Genomic DNA, 14,145 nt, shown 5'->3' on the forward strand with positions numbered 1-14,145 from the left:
CATGAAAATCAAAGACACCAAAAACAAAGAGACTCTTCAGGAACTTATTGATACAAAAGATTTTGTAGCACACGTATCTGTCGACTGCACGATATTTGGTTTTCACAATAATATTTTGAAAGTTTTGCTTCTGAAGTACCACGATCTGGATCTGTGGTCGCTTCCGGGCGGTTTTGTTTTCAATGATGAAGACCTTCGGGAAGCCGCTGCGAGAGTACTGTATGAAAGAACGCATCTTCAGAACCTTTTTTTAAAACAGTTTCACACGTTTGGGAGAATTGACCGGACAGAGAACAATGTCCACCAGATCCTTCTTAATAACAAGGGAATTGAAGTTCCGAAAGACCACTGGATCTTCCAGAGGTTTATTACAGTAGGCTATTGCAGCCTTATTGATTTTTCGGTTGCCAATACTTTTCCGGATGCATTCAACGAAAGCTGTGAATGGTTTGAGGTTAATAAACTGCCTAAGATGGCCTTCGATCATGACAGAGTTATAGAAACGGGACTTGAATACCTTCGTATGAATATCAATACCGAAGTGGCAGCCAGCAACCTTCTTCCTGAAAAATTTACGATGAAAGATCTTCAGTCGCTGTATGAAACTATTTTGGGACAGAAATTCAGGAGAAATAATTTCCAGCGTAAAATATTAAGCTTAAATATTCTTGACAGGCTGGAGAAACTGTATGACGGGTCTGCAAATAAAGCTCCATATCTGTATAAATTCAAAAGCAAGGTACATAATGCTGCCAATCAGTATCCTATCTCAAATGATGAGGAATCTTAGGAGGCGGTATTTTAGCTGAAACCCTTTATGTTTCCATTTATCTCACTGAAAATCAAAGGTAACGAAGATTCGTAAAAAAATTTTTCAAACCAACGAAAAGTATTACTTTTAAACAAATCAAAAAAATCATGTCATATTATCCTCTTACAAGCATTCCGGACTACTACGGAATTGATGCTTTACTTACTGAAGAACACAAACTGATCCGCCAATCGGTAAGAGATTGGGTGGAAAGTTTTGTAATGCCGCAGATTGACCAGGCCGCACAGAATCATACTGATATTCCGGGCTTAATGAAAGAATTGGGGAAAATTGGTGCGTTAGGCCCATATATTCCTGTTGAATACGGCGGTTCAGGGTTAGATCAGATCTCTTATGGTCTGATTATGCAGGAGCTTGAAAGAGGAGATTCTGCCGTACGTTCTGCTGCTTCGGTACAGAGCTCGCTGGTGATGTTCCCTATCAATGAATTCGGTTCCGAGGAACAGAAGAAAAAATACCTTCCTCACCTTGCTGCAGGAGAAATGATCGGTTCTTTCGGACTGACGGAGCCTAACCACGGTTCTGACCCTAGTTCTATGGAAACTTATTTTAAAGATATGGGCGACCATTATCTTCTGAACGGTGCCAAAATGTGGATCACGAACTCTCCGCTGTGCGATATCGCAGTAGTCTGGGCAAAAAATGAAGAGGGAAAGATACAGGGATTAATTGTTGAAAGAGGAATGGAAGGCTTTACTACGCCTGAAACTCATAATAAATGGAGCTTGAGAGCTTCAAAAACCGGAGAACTGGTATTTAATAATGTAAAAGTTCCTAAAGAAAATTTACTCCCGGGAGCAACCGGATTAAAAGGACCTTTATCTTGTCTGAATTCAGCGAGATACGGAATTTCATGGGGCGTAATTGGTGCCGCAATTGACTGCTACTGTACAGCGGTTCAGTATTCTAAAGAAAGAAAGCAGTTTGGTAAGCCGATCGGTTCTTTCCAGCTTCAGCAGAAGAAATTAGCTGAGTTCTTAACGGAGATCACAAAAGCACAGTTGCTGTGCCTTCAGCTAGGAAACCTTAAAAATGACCACAAAGCAAGTCCTGCGCAGATCTCAATGGCTAAGCGTAACAATGTGAAAATGGCTATTGATATTGCCAGGGAATCCAGACAGATCCTTGGGGGGATGGGAATTATGGGCGAATTCCCGATGATGAGACACGCAGCCAATCTTGAGTCTGTGATCACGTATGAAGGTACTCATGATGTACATTTACTGATTACCGGTTTAGATATTACAGGAATCAATGCTTTCTAAATAAAAGCTTAAAATATACTGAAAAGGAGTCCGGCCGAATGGCCGGACTCCTTGTTTTAGTCACTTTGCAGAGAACTTATATTCAATGAATAATTATTGATGTATTAATATTATTAACATTTTATTAAAAACAATTAATTTAATAACATTAAAAAATATCAATATGAGAAAATTATCCACACTTTTATTAAGTTTCACTGCTCCGTTCTTTTTTGCCCAACAGGCAGGAGATGTTGTCAGTTTTGAACAAAAATTAGATCTGACCCCGCAGGGAGTTACCAATTTCATCGCTAACAGTCTGGGCGACCAGAATGCTCCGGATTTCGTCAGTTATCTCAATGGGTTCAATGTGGGACTTAAAGGCTATAAAATCACCTATTACACCAAAAATGAAAAGAATGTCTTAGTAAAAGCTACAGGACTCCTGATGTATCCGAACGTTAATTTCAAACTTTCCACGGTTGTATCTGATCACGGAACGACTGACAGCAGAAATAATGTCCCTTCTAATTTTAAAGGAGCCTTAACCGCAGGATTTGTAGTTGAATTGTCATATGTACTCAACGGCTATATTCTGATGGCGCCTGATTACGTAGGAATGGGAAGCGGAGACGGTGTTCACCCATATGTAGACGCTGTTACGGAAGCTGGTGCAACAATAGACTTTGTAAAGGCAGCCAATAAAGTGCTGGGTCAGTTAGGAATAAAAAGATATGATGAATACTTTCTAGCAGGCTATTCACAAGGTGCCCACGCTGCCATGTCCACTTTAAAAAGCCTGAGCACTTCCAACCCTGCTAACCTGAAGTTCAAATATGCCTATATGGGAGACGGACCTTATGATTTTTCAGGAGTTACTTTGAATAAAGGAGTTCTGGAGAAAGATTTTTATCCTTTCACCTCTTTCCTGGCCAATGTCCTTCACACCTGCAACAATACAGGCTATAAAACGTATAATAACAGTATTTCCGAGGTCATTTCTCCGGAATATCTGGATAAATACAATTATCATGTAGTCCAGGATAACGGAGGTCTTCTTTGGGGGCCAGTAATCTGGAGGAATCTTTTCACCCAAAATTTTGTCAATGATGTTACCAATAACCCAAACAATAACCTCAGACAATGCATGAAACCTAAGGATGTGTATGACTGGTACAACAAAACACCAATGACCTTAGGACATTCTTCAGTAGATCTGGCTATTCCCCCGGAAAACACCTCTAAAACCATTGATGTGCAGCGTGGATATTACGCATGGTGGGATCTGAACAAGTATAAGCTGGAATCCTTATTTTGGGGACCTTTAGGCCATGTAGGAGGAATTGTTCCTTTTACTTTAGCATCCAATGCCAAATTCAATACGCTCAGAAGCGGAGGTTTTCTGAATGAATGGGCCATACTGACTTCAAAACAGCAGGGAAACAGCCAGCCTGAAACTCATTCGCTCTATTCTTCCCAGTTAAAGCCGGATCTTGGGAGTATGCAGCTTGTAGGAGTTACAGATTTCAATCAGGAAAAAGCAGTAAACAAATCAGGAACAGAAAGCAGTTTATCATCATTAAAAGACGGTGTCTATCTTTTAAAGGTACAGGAAAATAATGATCAGAAATTAATTCCGTATGTTAAAAGTACTCCTGTAGAAGTTCCTGAAAATGAAATTGTACAATCTGAAAATAATGGTATTTTGAAACTGAAAGTACCGCAGGAAGAACTGATATCCATTAATATTTTTGATGTCAATAAAAATCTTTTAAGAACAGTTTCTCAGAAAGAGTATGCTGAAAATAATGGAATTAACACAAAACACATTGATAATCAGGATAATACATTTGAAGTTATCACTCAGTTTTATAGTCTTCAGTTCAGGAAAGCGCTGGAAAACAGTTCACTATCTAACAAAGCTGAAATATTTACAAAAAACCGCCAGATTATCGCCAGAGCACACAACGGCATTAAAAACATCAGCATCTACCATATTTCAGGTGCATTGGTTATTCAGCAGGAAGTCAGCCAATCAGAATTTGAATCAAAACACTTAGAACCGGGAATTTATGTAATTCAGCTCACCGGCAACGATGGAAAAACGGTGAATAAAAAAGTAAAATTATAAAGACAATAGTACTCGTATATTCTTCATTTCAAATGGATGCACTTCAGCAATGGAGTGCATTTTTAATTGGAATAAGGCTTGATATTCTCAATAAAACTGAGATCAGGGTTCAATATTTCCAGGATAAGGTTCTTTACAGACTGCATGGCGTCATCAATATTTCCTTTGTCAAACTGCAGGGAAACCACTCCTTTTTTAGCCTCCGCAAAGCTCCAGATTCCCGTTTCTATAGGAAGTCCCCAAAATTCCGGAAGATTCTGTACCACATAATGATAAATGCAGAGCTGAAGGGCCTGTTTTCTTTCGCTGTTATGGAAATATTCATCTACATTGTTTTCATCTATTTTTACTGTGAGATTTTTGATTTTTGCCGTTTTATAATCAATAATTCTTAAAGTTCCGTTCAGTCGGTCTATTCTGTCAATGAATCCGAAGAAAGAAATCTTGTCACTGCCGTCCAGATAAAAATCTACATTTTCGAATCTTTTTTCAATATCTAATATCTCCAGAGTATGGCCACTCCTCACCAGTTCAAGATCATGGTTAAGAACATTCTCTATCACTTTTTTAGCAATAGCCCTGTGAATAAAATTCATCCCTTTTTCATAGAATTCAGGTTGGTGTTTCAGCTTTTCAATAGCCACATTAATATATTGATCTATATCTTTAATTGAATTTTGTAAATCCTTTTCTTTTAATACCTTACCTTTAAGTAATTCATATACTTCTTGAAGTGAATAATGAACCAGATTTCCGTAATTTTTAACTGACAGTTCTTCTTCTATTTCATCCGTTTCAGAAGTCTTTAATATCTTGGAAAGATAAAAATCTATAGGATTGTAAAGATAGCTGGTAAGGTGGGAAGCAGATACTTTTTCTTTCCATTTCTGAAGCCTTTCCATCACGATTTCCGTCTTCAGAATTTCTATCGGCTGCGAAGCAATAGGCTCGGAAGAATTTTCAATAATGAGATGTTCTATCTTATGGGAGCTCTCCATTTCAATCTGAGTGATGAATCTGCTCTTCTCTCCCGTATTGACTCCGGAGCTGAGTGCATTGTACAGAAGATGTACATTTTGGGAATCCTGGATCAGCCTGTAAAAGTGATAGGCGTAAATGCTGTCATTTTCAAGGAATGTATGCAGGTCAAAATACCTTCTGATATCGAACGGAATATACGTATTCTGTGAATTTCCCAAAGGAAGCTTCCCTTCATTCACAGAAAGCATGATTACATTTTCGAAGTTTAAAAGACGGGTTTCCAGAAGTCCCATAATCTGGAGGCCACGAAGCGGTTCCCCCTGGAAATCTATACTTTCTGAATTAACATGCTGGTTGATCAGGATTTCCAGCGTTTCCATTTTGATCTCAAAATCATATGGGCTGAGCTGGTTTTTAATAATTCTGAACGCATTCTCAAAATGGGAAACGTTTTCATATTGGATATCATCTATTTCCAGCCATTTGATCCTTTTACAGAAAGCGATAAGCATATCCAGGTAAATGTCCGTATGATCTGCTTTTTTAAGAAGTCCATAGTAAGAAAGTCCGTTTAGAAGTTCTTCTAAGAGTTTTTTTGATATATAAACGATATTCCGTTCTTCTATTTTTGTTCTGAAATTACTGATAATCAACTCATCCTCAGTAGATTTCGGAAGCTCTTCAAGGATCGGAAAAATATCTCTGTAGTAATAGGAAGATTTATTCTTCTCCAGCTGTTTCTGAAGATAGAAAAGCTGTTTTACGGCATTGGAAAAAGAAAGGTTCTTCAACGGAAACCCCATGGTTATATTCAGGTTTTCAACACCGTACATCACATCCAGACTTGCCGGAAGAAGATTTTCATCCAGCAATACCACGGCGGTGTTAGAATAGGTTTTATTTTCAATTTCCTTAAATATTTCAGGCAGCACTTTCGTCTGCGTCACATTTCCGGAGACTTCATAAACCCTGATATTTTTGGGCTGGTTAAAATCGTCTTCTATCCATTGAAAAGCCCTGTTATCATCAAACTCTTTCCATGTTTTGTGATTCCTGAGGAATTTTCCGGCTTCCTGCCTTTCATCATCAAAATAATAATGATCCGCCTGAAAGAAGCATTGTCCTTTATTCCGACGCAGTAAGCTCCTCACCAGCTTCTCTTCCACCGGTGTAAAAGCATTGAAGCCACAGAATACAAAATTCTCGGAAGTATGCTCAGCAAAATCAACGATCCTAGCTTTGGCGGTTTCATGAATCATCCCTGAGGTCGCCCAGTTTTTTTCCTGGAGTTTTTTCTTTAGAATAGGAAGAAAAATATTCATATTCTGCCAGAAATTAAGGAATTTCTTACGGGGAACATCATCATCTTCGCCGAGATCCTGGGCCCATACTTTAATCCTTTCTTCATCAAACATATACTGTAAAACAGCCTCATCACTTTCAGAGAACTTCAGGATATCATCCCAATCCTTCTGAAGGGTTGGAAACCACTTTAAAAAGTCCGCAAAATCATCTTTCGGGATAAGACCTAGACTCCGGTAGACATCAAAGGCAAAAAGCCACAGAGAGATTCCCTGAACAGGCTGCTTATCTGCAATCCTGTCAATCAGCTCTTCTATGGTAAAAAAATTGGGAAGAAATCCTGAATAATGGTTTTCTTCTAAGATCTGCCTGATGAATACGATGGGACGTTTTCCGGGCAGCACGATATTGAACTCCGAAAGGTCTGGGTTTTGGGCCAGCAGTTCGTGGATGATCTTATTGAGAAATTTCAAGAGGCTTTGTAGCTTTTTAAGTTGTCCAGTTCTTCAGCAATAATGGCATTGTATTCTGCCTGCTTTTCTTTATTCATTCCATGTTCTGTAATTCTGTCATAGGACATCTGGAAGTTTTTGTAATCGTTTGATATTTTGCTGTAAACTGCTTTAAAATTTTTGTTGTAATCACCGGAAGTTTTGATCTTTTCCTGAATTTCTTTTCTGAATTTTCTAACAAACATTTCTGCAATGTCAAAATGCTTCTGCTCATGCAGGAGGATATAATCATTTATTTTTTTGACATCTTTCCAGGACCTGTCTTCATTAAAAATAGCCATGATCTCAATTTTAACCGGAGATTTTGGATTGGTAGATTTCACTACAGAATATTCCCAGCCACAATGGGTATAAGCAGCTACATCAGGTCTGTTTTTTCTGTTTACGGGGCTTTTAAAGTTGTCCCAGACTAGCTTTCGATCTTCCTGCCAGATAATTTTCTGCCCAAAAAGAGCATTGGCAAAAAGAAAAAAGCAAAGTGAAATCCATTTCATTATTTATTATTCAACTACAATTGTTTTGGTGATCCAGCTGCTGCCACCATTCCAGAATTTAAAGGTATACGTTCCTGTCTGGCGTGGGCTGAAATTGATCTGATTGGCTCCCACATAGGTTCCCTGCGTACAAGGCCCATCTGTAGTATATTTATAAGCAGTAACAGATCTTTCCACGTCGCTGTCATGAATATACTCATATCCGTAAAAACCCTCACACTGGGAAGAATAGGCAGAATACGTTTTAATGCTCTGTATTGAATACACATCCATAGTATCCTGCATGATTTTAACGCTGTCTATCTTTATTTTTTCTACAGATTGTACAGTCTGGTAATCATCGTCTTCACAGGAAATAAAAACCATTCCCGAAAACAATACAGAAAATCCAATGTTTAAAAGTTTTTTCATAACCTTAAATTTACTGATTATCAATAAAAATTCAGCAAAAATTATTCCTTAATTTAAACAAATCAAGAATTAAAATTGCCTTTTGATACATAAATCACTTTTTTAGTATCAAAAAATTCTTCATCAAAATAGTTTTTAAGATTGAAGATTTCACATTTAATTCCGGCTAATTCTTCTGCAAGGTCACCGCCTTTTAAATATAAAACTCCGTTGTGTTTGGGATTAAACTGTTCTTTCTCAAACTTTCCTTTCAGCCATCTGAGGAATTCCGGCATCTGGGTAACAGCCCGGCTTACCACAAAATGGAACTTTTCTTTTACCTTTTCTGCTCTTCCGTGAACGGCCGTTAAATTCGTCAGCCCGATTCCTTCTGCCACTGCTTTTACAACCGTAATCTTTTTTCCAATAGAATCAACTAAAGTAAATTCTGTTTCCGGAAATAAAATTGCCAGGGGAATTCCCGGAAAACCTCCTCCTGTTCCAATGTCCAGCACCTTTGTACCAGGTGCAAATTCCATTATTTTTGCAATTCCTAAAGAATGCAGAACATGCTTCTCATACAGCGATTCCATGTCTTTTCGTGAGATCACATTGATTTTTTCATTCCACTCATTATACAGTTTCTCCAACTGGGAAAACTGCTCGATCTGCTTCTCCGTAAGATCAGGAAAGTATTTTAATAGTAACGATGCTGCCATATGAATTATTATAATCTACAAAAATAAGTTTTATTTCTGTTGTATTCAAATGAAGTTGTCCGGACCAGACTTTAAATTTCAGCTTCAGTAAGGTAATATTATCTGGTAATACCCGGAATAACGGGCACACTTAAATTCCCTGTCTGATTAACGGTCTGAACCGCAAAAATATAATTGTCTTTTGAAAGTGGGATTTTAATGGAGAGTTCTTTGGTGAAAATCTTCTTTTGCCAAACCGGACTGTCAGTTTCTCTTACAAGAATATAATATCCCGCCGGCGTTCCGGATTTTGGCTTTTCCCATCGCAATGAAGTGGAATTGGTAAGCTCTTTAACCATTACTTCTACCCGTTCGGGTTTTGAAGCTGCTTTGGCAAGACTGGCCAGAACAGCAATATTGGCAGCTACATTCCTTTTCAGATAGTTAAAATCTATAAATTCAGGAAGGTCTCCGTACTGCTTATTATTTTCGACTCTTACATCCTGATGCTGGTGATCGTAGTTCTCATAATATTCGGTAAGCCTTACGGAAGGAAATCCCTGACTGACAAAACTGGAATGATCTCCTCCGCGCAGGAACCTGTCGTTCCTGTAGATCAATTTGACCTCCAGTCCTTTCACATATTCTTCTGCAATTTCTTTGATGTACCGGGCCAGCTGCCGGGATTCACTGTCATTTTCAAGTCCCAGATTTCTTATACCCATTGCTTTTTTATCGAGTTCTGCGTAAGGCAGCCCTTCACTGAAAACCCTTAATGTACGGTTATTGATTTCTCCAGTTTCTCCTGCTTTAGCATTTCCGATCATATCGTTATTCAGAACAGCTTCTATCTGCAGGTTTTCTTTTTTAGCTTTATCTGCCAGAAGTTTAGATCCAAGCAGCGACTGTTCCTCTCCGGAAAAAGTAACGAAAATAACAGATGCGGGAAAGGAAGATCTGCTCAAAATTCGTGCAGCTTCTATAACAGCGCTTACTCCGCTCCCATCATCGTTGGCCCCCGGCACAGATGAAGTTCTGTTCATTACATCGGTAACCCGGGAATCCAGGTGTGCAGAAATCAGGAAAATTCTTTTATCATTGGGATCTGTACCTTTCAGAAAAGCTATAGGATTTCCCAGGTCGGTCGTTTTATCTATTCGTTTTCCATCCGGCTGAATGTTTTCCTGCTGTAAGTACACATCCATTCTTCCTCCGGAATTCTTTGCATAATCTTTAAATTTACTAAGCACCCAGCTCCTTGCCGCTCCTATTCCCTGGCTTTTATCTTCCACCGAGCTTAAAGTATGCCTGGTATGAAAGCTTACCAGCTTACCGATATAGGATTTTAAAGAATCTGAGCTTACTTCAGAAACATATTTCTTTATTTCACCATCTTTTGTCCGTACCTGAGAAAACCCGGCAAAAGGAATCAACAGTAAAAGGAGAGCATATTTCATATGATAGATATAAGAAAGATTAAATATACAAAACATAGGAGTTTGAAAATATCTTTTCACATAAGATTTTACAAGTATCTTGGGTACATAAAAAAGACTGCTTTTCAGCAGCCTCATTTATTTTTAATCTTTTTCAATTGGATTATTGGTCATTCTGAGTTTCCTGGCAATCAAAGCATCCATCTGTTTTCCGCTTTTTTTGAGTTCATTATAATCCAGTTGGGTTACGTATCCGTCTTTCAGTTCCAGCCCCATGATTCCGGCTTTGGAATCCACACTCATACCGGAAATATCGTCTGCAGGAGTAAAGGTATAATTCTTAATGAGCTTTCGGTATTCACTATTGGCCATCTGCTTATTGTTTTTAGGAATAAAAGAAACCACCTTACTGATCTTTTTGATCTGAATCAAATCAAAGCTATGATCATTTTCACTGTCCTTTACGGAAACAACAAGTCCCGGAAGTCCACTGAATTTATAAGGGCCATCATTTACCGGAAAGTCTTTGCTGAACCACGCTTCCCATTGTCTGCCTTTATAATCCACTACTGCTTTCTGGCAGTTCATGTTATTAATTTTCTTGAAATCATTCTCAATTTTCCATTTTGGCGCTTCATTATCCGAGGTTATAATGCTTACCGTTTTGTATTTGTCGTAAAAATGAATGGTCTTTTCAGTATAATCTTTTTCTACAGTATAACTCAGATTACGGTCATACTGCCTGCTCTTTAAAAGAGCCGGATACCTTCTGTCCGCATTGTAGACAGAGTCCCGTTCGTATTTTACTCCATTCTGAAAATAGGACTTTTTCCCGTCTGTATCCAGATTCATATAGTCCGTTACCACCGAATCTTTTTTCTCCGCATCGGGTTTCATTTTGTATTCGTAAACAAAACGGTAGCTCTGGGCCGAAAAAAAAGAAGCCCATAATAAAAACAAAAATCTGTACATTTTTTGAGAAAATAGGTTAAAATATTGTTGAATACAGGCTGAATCAGCCATTTCCAAATCTAGTGAATAAATTGAAACCTGACAAAAATCTTTTTTTTCGGCCCCAGTTTTATTTCCCGGCGAAACGTTTTTATTATATATTTGTTAAAATTCAAAAAGACCCACATGGATAAACTTTCAGATAGAGTAAAAAGATTAGGTTACTCACAGACTTTCGTAATGTCAAACAAAGCAAGAGAAATGAAGGCCGCCGGCGTTGATGTGATCAGTCTGACACTTGGCGAACCGGACTTTGATGTTCCGGACAATATCAAACAGGCCGCTTTTGATGCGATTAACCAAAACTACAGCCACTACTCTCCTGTTCCCGGGTTTCTTGAACTTCGCGAAGCCGTTGCCCATAAATTAAAAAGAGACAACAATCTTGACTATAAGCCATCCCAGATCTGTGTTTCCAATGGTGCTAAACAGGCTATTTTAAATGTACTGGCCTCCGTGGTCAATGATGGTGATGAAGTGCTTCTTCCGGCTCCTTATTGGGTAAGCTATGATGAAATGGTGAAAATGATGGGCGGAACTTCGGTGATGCTTCCGACTTCTTATGTTACAGATTTTAAAATAACTGCCGAGCAGCTTGAAGAATCCATTACAGATAAAACAAAAGCTATTCTTTTCAGTTCTCCGTGTAACCCTTCCGGCGGTTATTATACGTATGATGAACTAAAATCAATGGCGAAAGTGATTGCCAAATACCCTCATGTGACGGTAATTTCGGACGAGATCTACGAATACATCAATTACGAAACAAAAACAACATCCATCGCCCAGTTTCCTGAAGTTTATGAGCAGACTGCAGTGATCAACGGAATGTCTAAGGCATTCGCAATGACGGGGTGGAGAATAGGATATTCTGCCTGTCCGGAATGGCTGGCAAAAGCCTGTGAAAAGGTTCAGGGACAAATGACCAGCGGAGCGAATACGGTGGCGCAGAGGGCTTCTATTACCGCTTTAAAAACAGATCCTTCCGAGTATAAATACATGATTGATGCTTTCCAGAAAAGAAGAGATCTGGTATATGACCTGATGAAAGAGATTCCAGGATTTAAAGTTTTACTTCCAAAGGCAGCATTTTATTTCTTTCCGGACATTTCCCACTATATCGGAAAGAATCTGAACGGTACGGAGATTAAAGACTCTGATGATTTTGCGATGTTCTTACTGGAAAATGCTCATGTTGGATGTGTAGGCGGCGTTTCTTTCGGAAGCTCTGAATGTATCCGATTTTCTTATGCAGCTTCTGAAGAAGATCTGAGAGAAGCAATGAAAAGAATTAAGGATGTATTGGCATCGTTCAATTCATAATCAGACTGAATAAAAATTAGTATAAAGTAAACAAAAAGCTCTGATTTCAGGGCTTTTTTCCTTTGGAACCATTAAAAACAATTATAGATTTTATTTATCGATATTGATTTGTTCGATAGATGAAATAGTTATATATTTGCACAAGAAAATTTAATATAAAAACAGAAAATTATGTCTTTAGTAGGAAAAAAATTCCCAAATGTAACAATCGACGCTATGTCTGAAATGGGTGACGATCTTAGAATCAACATCCTTGAAGAAGCTACTTCTAACCAGCAAAAAGTAATTTTATTCTGGTATCCGAAAGATTTCACTTTCGTATGTCCTACAGAGCTTCACGCTTTCCAGGATGCTTTAGGTGAATTCGAAAAAAGAAACACTAAAGTAATCGGTGCTTCTTGTGACACCAACGAAGTACATTTTGCATGGTTGAATACAGCAAAAGATAACGGAGGTATCGAAGGAGTAACTTACCCGCTTTTAGCTGATACTCACAGACAACTGGCCAACATCTTAGGAATTGTAGATCAGGATTTCGAATACAATGAAGATGGCGAGGAAACTTTCACAGGTTCTAACGTAACTTACAGAGCAACATACCTAATCGACGAAACCGGAAAAATTTTCCACGAGTCTGTAAACGATATGCCTCTTGGAAGAAACGTGAAAGAATATTTAAGACTGATTGACGCTTACACACACGTTCAAAAGCACGGTGAAGTATGTCCTGCCAACTGGGAAGAAGGAAAAGATGCTATGAAAGCGGACAGAACTTCTACAGCAGAATACTTAGCTAAGAACTAAATTTAATATAACAATGTAGCAGTCTAACAATGTACCAATATTTGAAATTCAATATTTTTAATTGTTAAACTGGTAAATTATCAGACTGCTGCATTGTTTATTTTTTCTAAAAAATAAAATTATGTACACAGAATTAACAGAAGATACTTTACAGAATATCGTGAACGACAATGAAAAAGTAGTTGTTCAGTATGGTGCCACATGGTGCGGAAACTGCAGAATCATGAAGCCTAAATTCAAAAAATTAGCATCAGAAAACGAAGACATCCCTTTCTTATATGTAGATGCTGAAAAGCTTCCTGAAAGCAGAAAATTAGCAACGGTTGACAACCTTCCTACTTTCGCAGTGTTTAAAAACGGTGAATTGGTCAACCAGGTACAGAGCAACCAGGCTGAAAGTTTAATTAATCTTTTTAAAGAAATACAGTAATGAAGTTACCCGTAATCAGACAGTTTTATCAGAACCAGACGCCGGAGAATCTTGAAAAAACATTAGAGGTTTTAGAAAGCTTCTGCGAGTTCAGAGGAACCAGCGAAGAAGATCTGAATGTAGCAGGAGAGCTGATCACCAATATCTGCGGTGCCTTGGAAGTGCACGCCAGCGTTCAGAACGGAATGAGCGAAAAAGACGCTCTAAATTCTTTTGCACAGAAGGTCTTAGGATCCATTGACAAGTAGTTTTTTTCCTATTGAATCATTGAAAGATTTAATAAGAAAAAGATTATAAAACACAATACTACTGAGGCTTTCCTCGATACTATATTTTCTCAATTCTTTAATTTAATTAACATCTGCTTCAAAGCTTCTGTAATATGCCATTGCTGATGCTGTTGCTCTTGTTTAGATAAATCGAAGAATCCTGACTAGTCCTGAAAAAGGTTGACTAGGTTTATTACCCAAATATAATTAAATCAGAGTAGGAATTTTTCTATTCTGATTTTGTTTTTTATAGGTTTTTAATTTCACATTATTTTTTAGATGTACTTG

Annotated in this window: 13 protein-coding genes; 7 read left to right on the forward strand and 6 right to left on the reverse strand. The window is 38.1% G+C overall.

What is annotated here, in order from left to right; all coding sequences use genetic code 11:
- The first annotated feature begins 1 nt into the window (after position 1).
- The 3 genes from J4Q03_RS19085 (at position 2) to J4Q03_RS19095 (ending at position 4,207) form a co-directional block, all read left to right on the forward strand.
- On the forward strand, positions 2 to 790 hold the full coding sequence (locus tag J4Q03_RS19085) for an NUDIX hydrolase (protein ID WP_426049703.1): 789 nt from the start codon (positions 2 to 4) through the stop codon (positions 788 to 790).
- A gap of 128 nt (positions 791 to 918) precedes the next feature.
- A complete protein-coding gene (locus tag J4Q03_RS19090) occupies positions 919 to 2,097 on the forward strand; it encodes an acyl-CoA dehydrogenase family protein (protein WP_111952994.1) in 1,179 nt (392 codons plus the stop codon).
- Between the two features lie 163 nt (positions 2,098 to 2,260).
- Positions 2,261 to 4,207 (forward strand): T9SS type A sorting domain-containing protein, encoded by a 1,947-nt coding sequence (locus J4Q03_RS19095; protein WP_426049704.1) that lies wholly within the window; start codon positions 2,261 to 2,263, stop codon positions 4,205 to 4,207.
- A gap of 62 nt (positions 4,208 to 4,269) precedes the next feature.
- Here J4Q03_RS19095 and J4Q03_RS19100 read toward each other — a convergent pair whose 3' ends face one another.
- The 6 genes from J4Q03_RS19100 to J4Q03_RS19125 all read right to left on the reverse strand — a co-directional run bounded on the left by J4Q03_RS19100 (position 4,270) and on the right by J4Q03_RS19125 (position 10,992).
- The gene (locus J4Q03_RS19100) at positions 4,270 to 6,963 is read right to left on the reverse strand and encodes a PD-(D/E)XK nuclease family protein (protein ID WP_426049705.1); all 2,694 of its coding nucleotides are present in this window, start codon (positions 6,961 to 6,963) and stop codon (positions 4,270 to 4,272) included.
- Positions 6,960 to 7,496: a DUF922 domain-containing protein gene (locus J4Q03_RS19105; protein WP_426049706.1), complete on the reverse strand. Its 537-nt coding sequence runs from the start codon at positions 7,494 to 7,496 to the stop codon at positions 6,960 to 6,962. Before J4Q03_RS19105 ends, J4Q03_RS19100 begins: the two co-directional genes overlap by 4 nt.
- Positions 7,497 to 7,502: 6 nt before the next feature.
- Positions 7,503 to 7,907: a hypothetical protein gene (locus J4Q03_RS19110; RefSeq protein WP_426049707.1), complete on the reverse strand. Its 405-nt coding sequence runs from the start codon at positions 7,905 to 7,907 to the stop codon at positions 7,503 to 7,505.
- A gap of 62 nt (positions 7,908 to 7,969) precedes the next feature.
- Positions 7,970 to 8,605: a 16S rRNA (guanine(527)-N(7))-methyltransferase RsmG gene (gene rsmG, locus J4Q03_RS19115; protein WP_426049708.1), complete on the reverse strand. Its 636-nt coding sequence runs from the start codon at positions 8,603 to 8,605 to the stop codon at positions 7,970 to 7,972.
- 98 nt (positions 8,606 to 8,703) lie between these two features.
- A complete protein-coding gene (locus J4Q03_RS19120; RefSeq protein WP_426049709.1) occupies positions 8,704 to 10,041 on the reverse strand; it encodes a M20/M25/M40 family metallo-hydrolase in 1,338 nt (445 codons plus the stop codon).
- A 123-nt stretch (positions 10,042 to 10,164) separates the two neighbouring features.
- Positions 10,165 to 10,992, reverse strand: coding sequence for a GLPGLI family protein (locus J4Q03_RS19125; protein WP_426049710.1), 828 nt, complete (start codon positions 10,990 to 10,992; stop codon positions 10,165 to 10,167).
- Between the two features lie 165 nt (positions 10,993 to 11,157).
- Here J4Q03_RS19125 and J4Q03_RS19130 point away from each other — a divergent pair, with 165 nt between their 5' ends.
- The 4 genes from J4Q03_RS19130 (at position 11,158) to J4Q03_RS19145 (ending at position 13,836) form a co-directional block, all read left to right on the forward strand.
- Positions 11,158 to 12,354, forward strand: coding sequence for a pyridoxal phosphate-dependent aminotransferase (locus tag J4Q03_RS19130; RefSeq protein WP_426049711.1), 1,197 nt, complete (start codon positions 11,158 to 11,160; stop codon positions 12,352 to 12,354).
- Between the two features lie 171 nt (positions 12,355 to 12,525).
- A complete protein-coding gene (locus J4Q03_RS19135; protein WP_426049712.1) occupies positions 12,526 to 13,158 on the forward strand; it encodes a peroxiredoxin in 633 nt (210 codons plus the stop codon).
- 121 nt (positions 13,159 to 13,279) lie between these two features.
- Positions 13,280 to 13,588 carry a thioredoxin family protein gene (locus tag J4Q03_RS19140; protein WP_040999045.1) on the forward strand — a complete coding sequence of 103 codons (309 nt, stop codon included), beginning with the start codon at positions 13,280 to 13,282 and terminating at the stop codon, positions 13,586 to 13,588.
- The gene (locus J4Q03_RS19145) at positions 13,588 to 13,836 is read left to right on the forward strand and encodes a DUF6952 family protein (RefSeq protein ID WP_034727575.1); all 249 of its coding nucleotides are present in this window, start codon (positions 13,588 to 13,590) and stop codon (positions 13,834 to 13,836) included. The genes J4Q03_RS19140 and J4Q03_RS19145 overlap by 1 nt, the downstream gene beginning before the upstream one ends.
- Positions 13,837 to 14,145 lie beyond the last annotated feature (309 nt).

Origin of the sequence: Chryseobacterium sp. NFX27 (assembly GCF_049887855.1) — a bacterium.
Lineage (GTDB): Bacteria > Bacteroidota > Bacteroidia > Flavobacteriales > Weeksellaceae > Chryseobacterium.

Excerpts from the sequence above, each read along its gene's own strand:
- J4Q03_RS19085 (WP_426049703.1), top strand. The coding sequence starts at position 2 with ATGAAAATCAAAGACACCAAAAACAAAGAGACTCTTCAGGAACTTATT.
- J4Q03_RS19090 (WP_111952994.1), top strand. The coding sequence starts at position 919 with ATGTCATATTATCCTCTTACAAGCATTCCGGACTACTACGGAATTGAT.
- J4Q03_RS19095 (WP_426049704.1), top strand. The coding sequence starts at position 2,261 with ATGAGAAAATTATCCACACTTTTATTAAGTTTCACTGCTCCGTTCTTT.
- J4Q03_RS19105 (WP_426049706.1), bottom strand. The coding sequence starts at position 7,496 with ATGAAATGGATTTCACTTTGCTTTTTTCTTTTTGCCAATGCTCTTTTT.
- J4Q03_RS19110 (WP_426049707.1), bottom strand. The coding sequence starts at position 7,907 with ATGAAAAAACTTTTAAACATTGGATTTTCTGTATTGTTTTCGGGAATG.
- rsmG (WP_426049708.1), bottom strand. The coding sequence starts at position 8,605 with ATGGCAGCATCGTTACTATTAAAATACTTTCCTGATCTTACGGAGAAG.
- J4Q03_RS19120 (WP_426049709.1), bottom strand. The coding sequence starts at position 10,041 with ATGAAATATGCTCTCCTTTTACTGTTGATTCCTTTTGCCGGGTTTTCT.
- J4Q03_RS19125 (WP_426049710.1), bottom strand. The coding sequence starts at position 10,992 with ATGTACAGATTTTTGTTTTTATTATGGGCTTCTTTTTTTTCGGCCCAG.
- J4Q03_RS19130 (WP_426049711.1), top strand. The coding sequence starts at position 11,158 with ATGGATAAACTTTCAGATAGAGTAAAAAGATTAGGTTACTCACAGACT.
- J4Q03_RS19135 (WP_426049712.1), top strand. The coding sequence starts at position 12,526 with ATGTCTTTAGTAGGAAAAAAATTCCCAAATGTAACAATCGACGCTATG.
- J4Q03_RS19140 (WP_040999045.1), top strand. The coding sequence starts at position 13,280 with ATGTACACAGAATTAACAGAAGATACTTTACAGAATATCGTGAACGAC.
- J4Q03_RS19145 (WP_034727575.1), top strand. The coding sequence starts at position 13,588 with ATGAAGTTACCCGTAATCAGACAGTTTTATCAGAACCAGACGCCGGAG.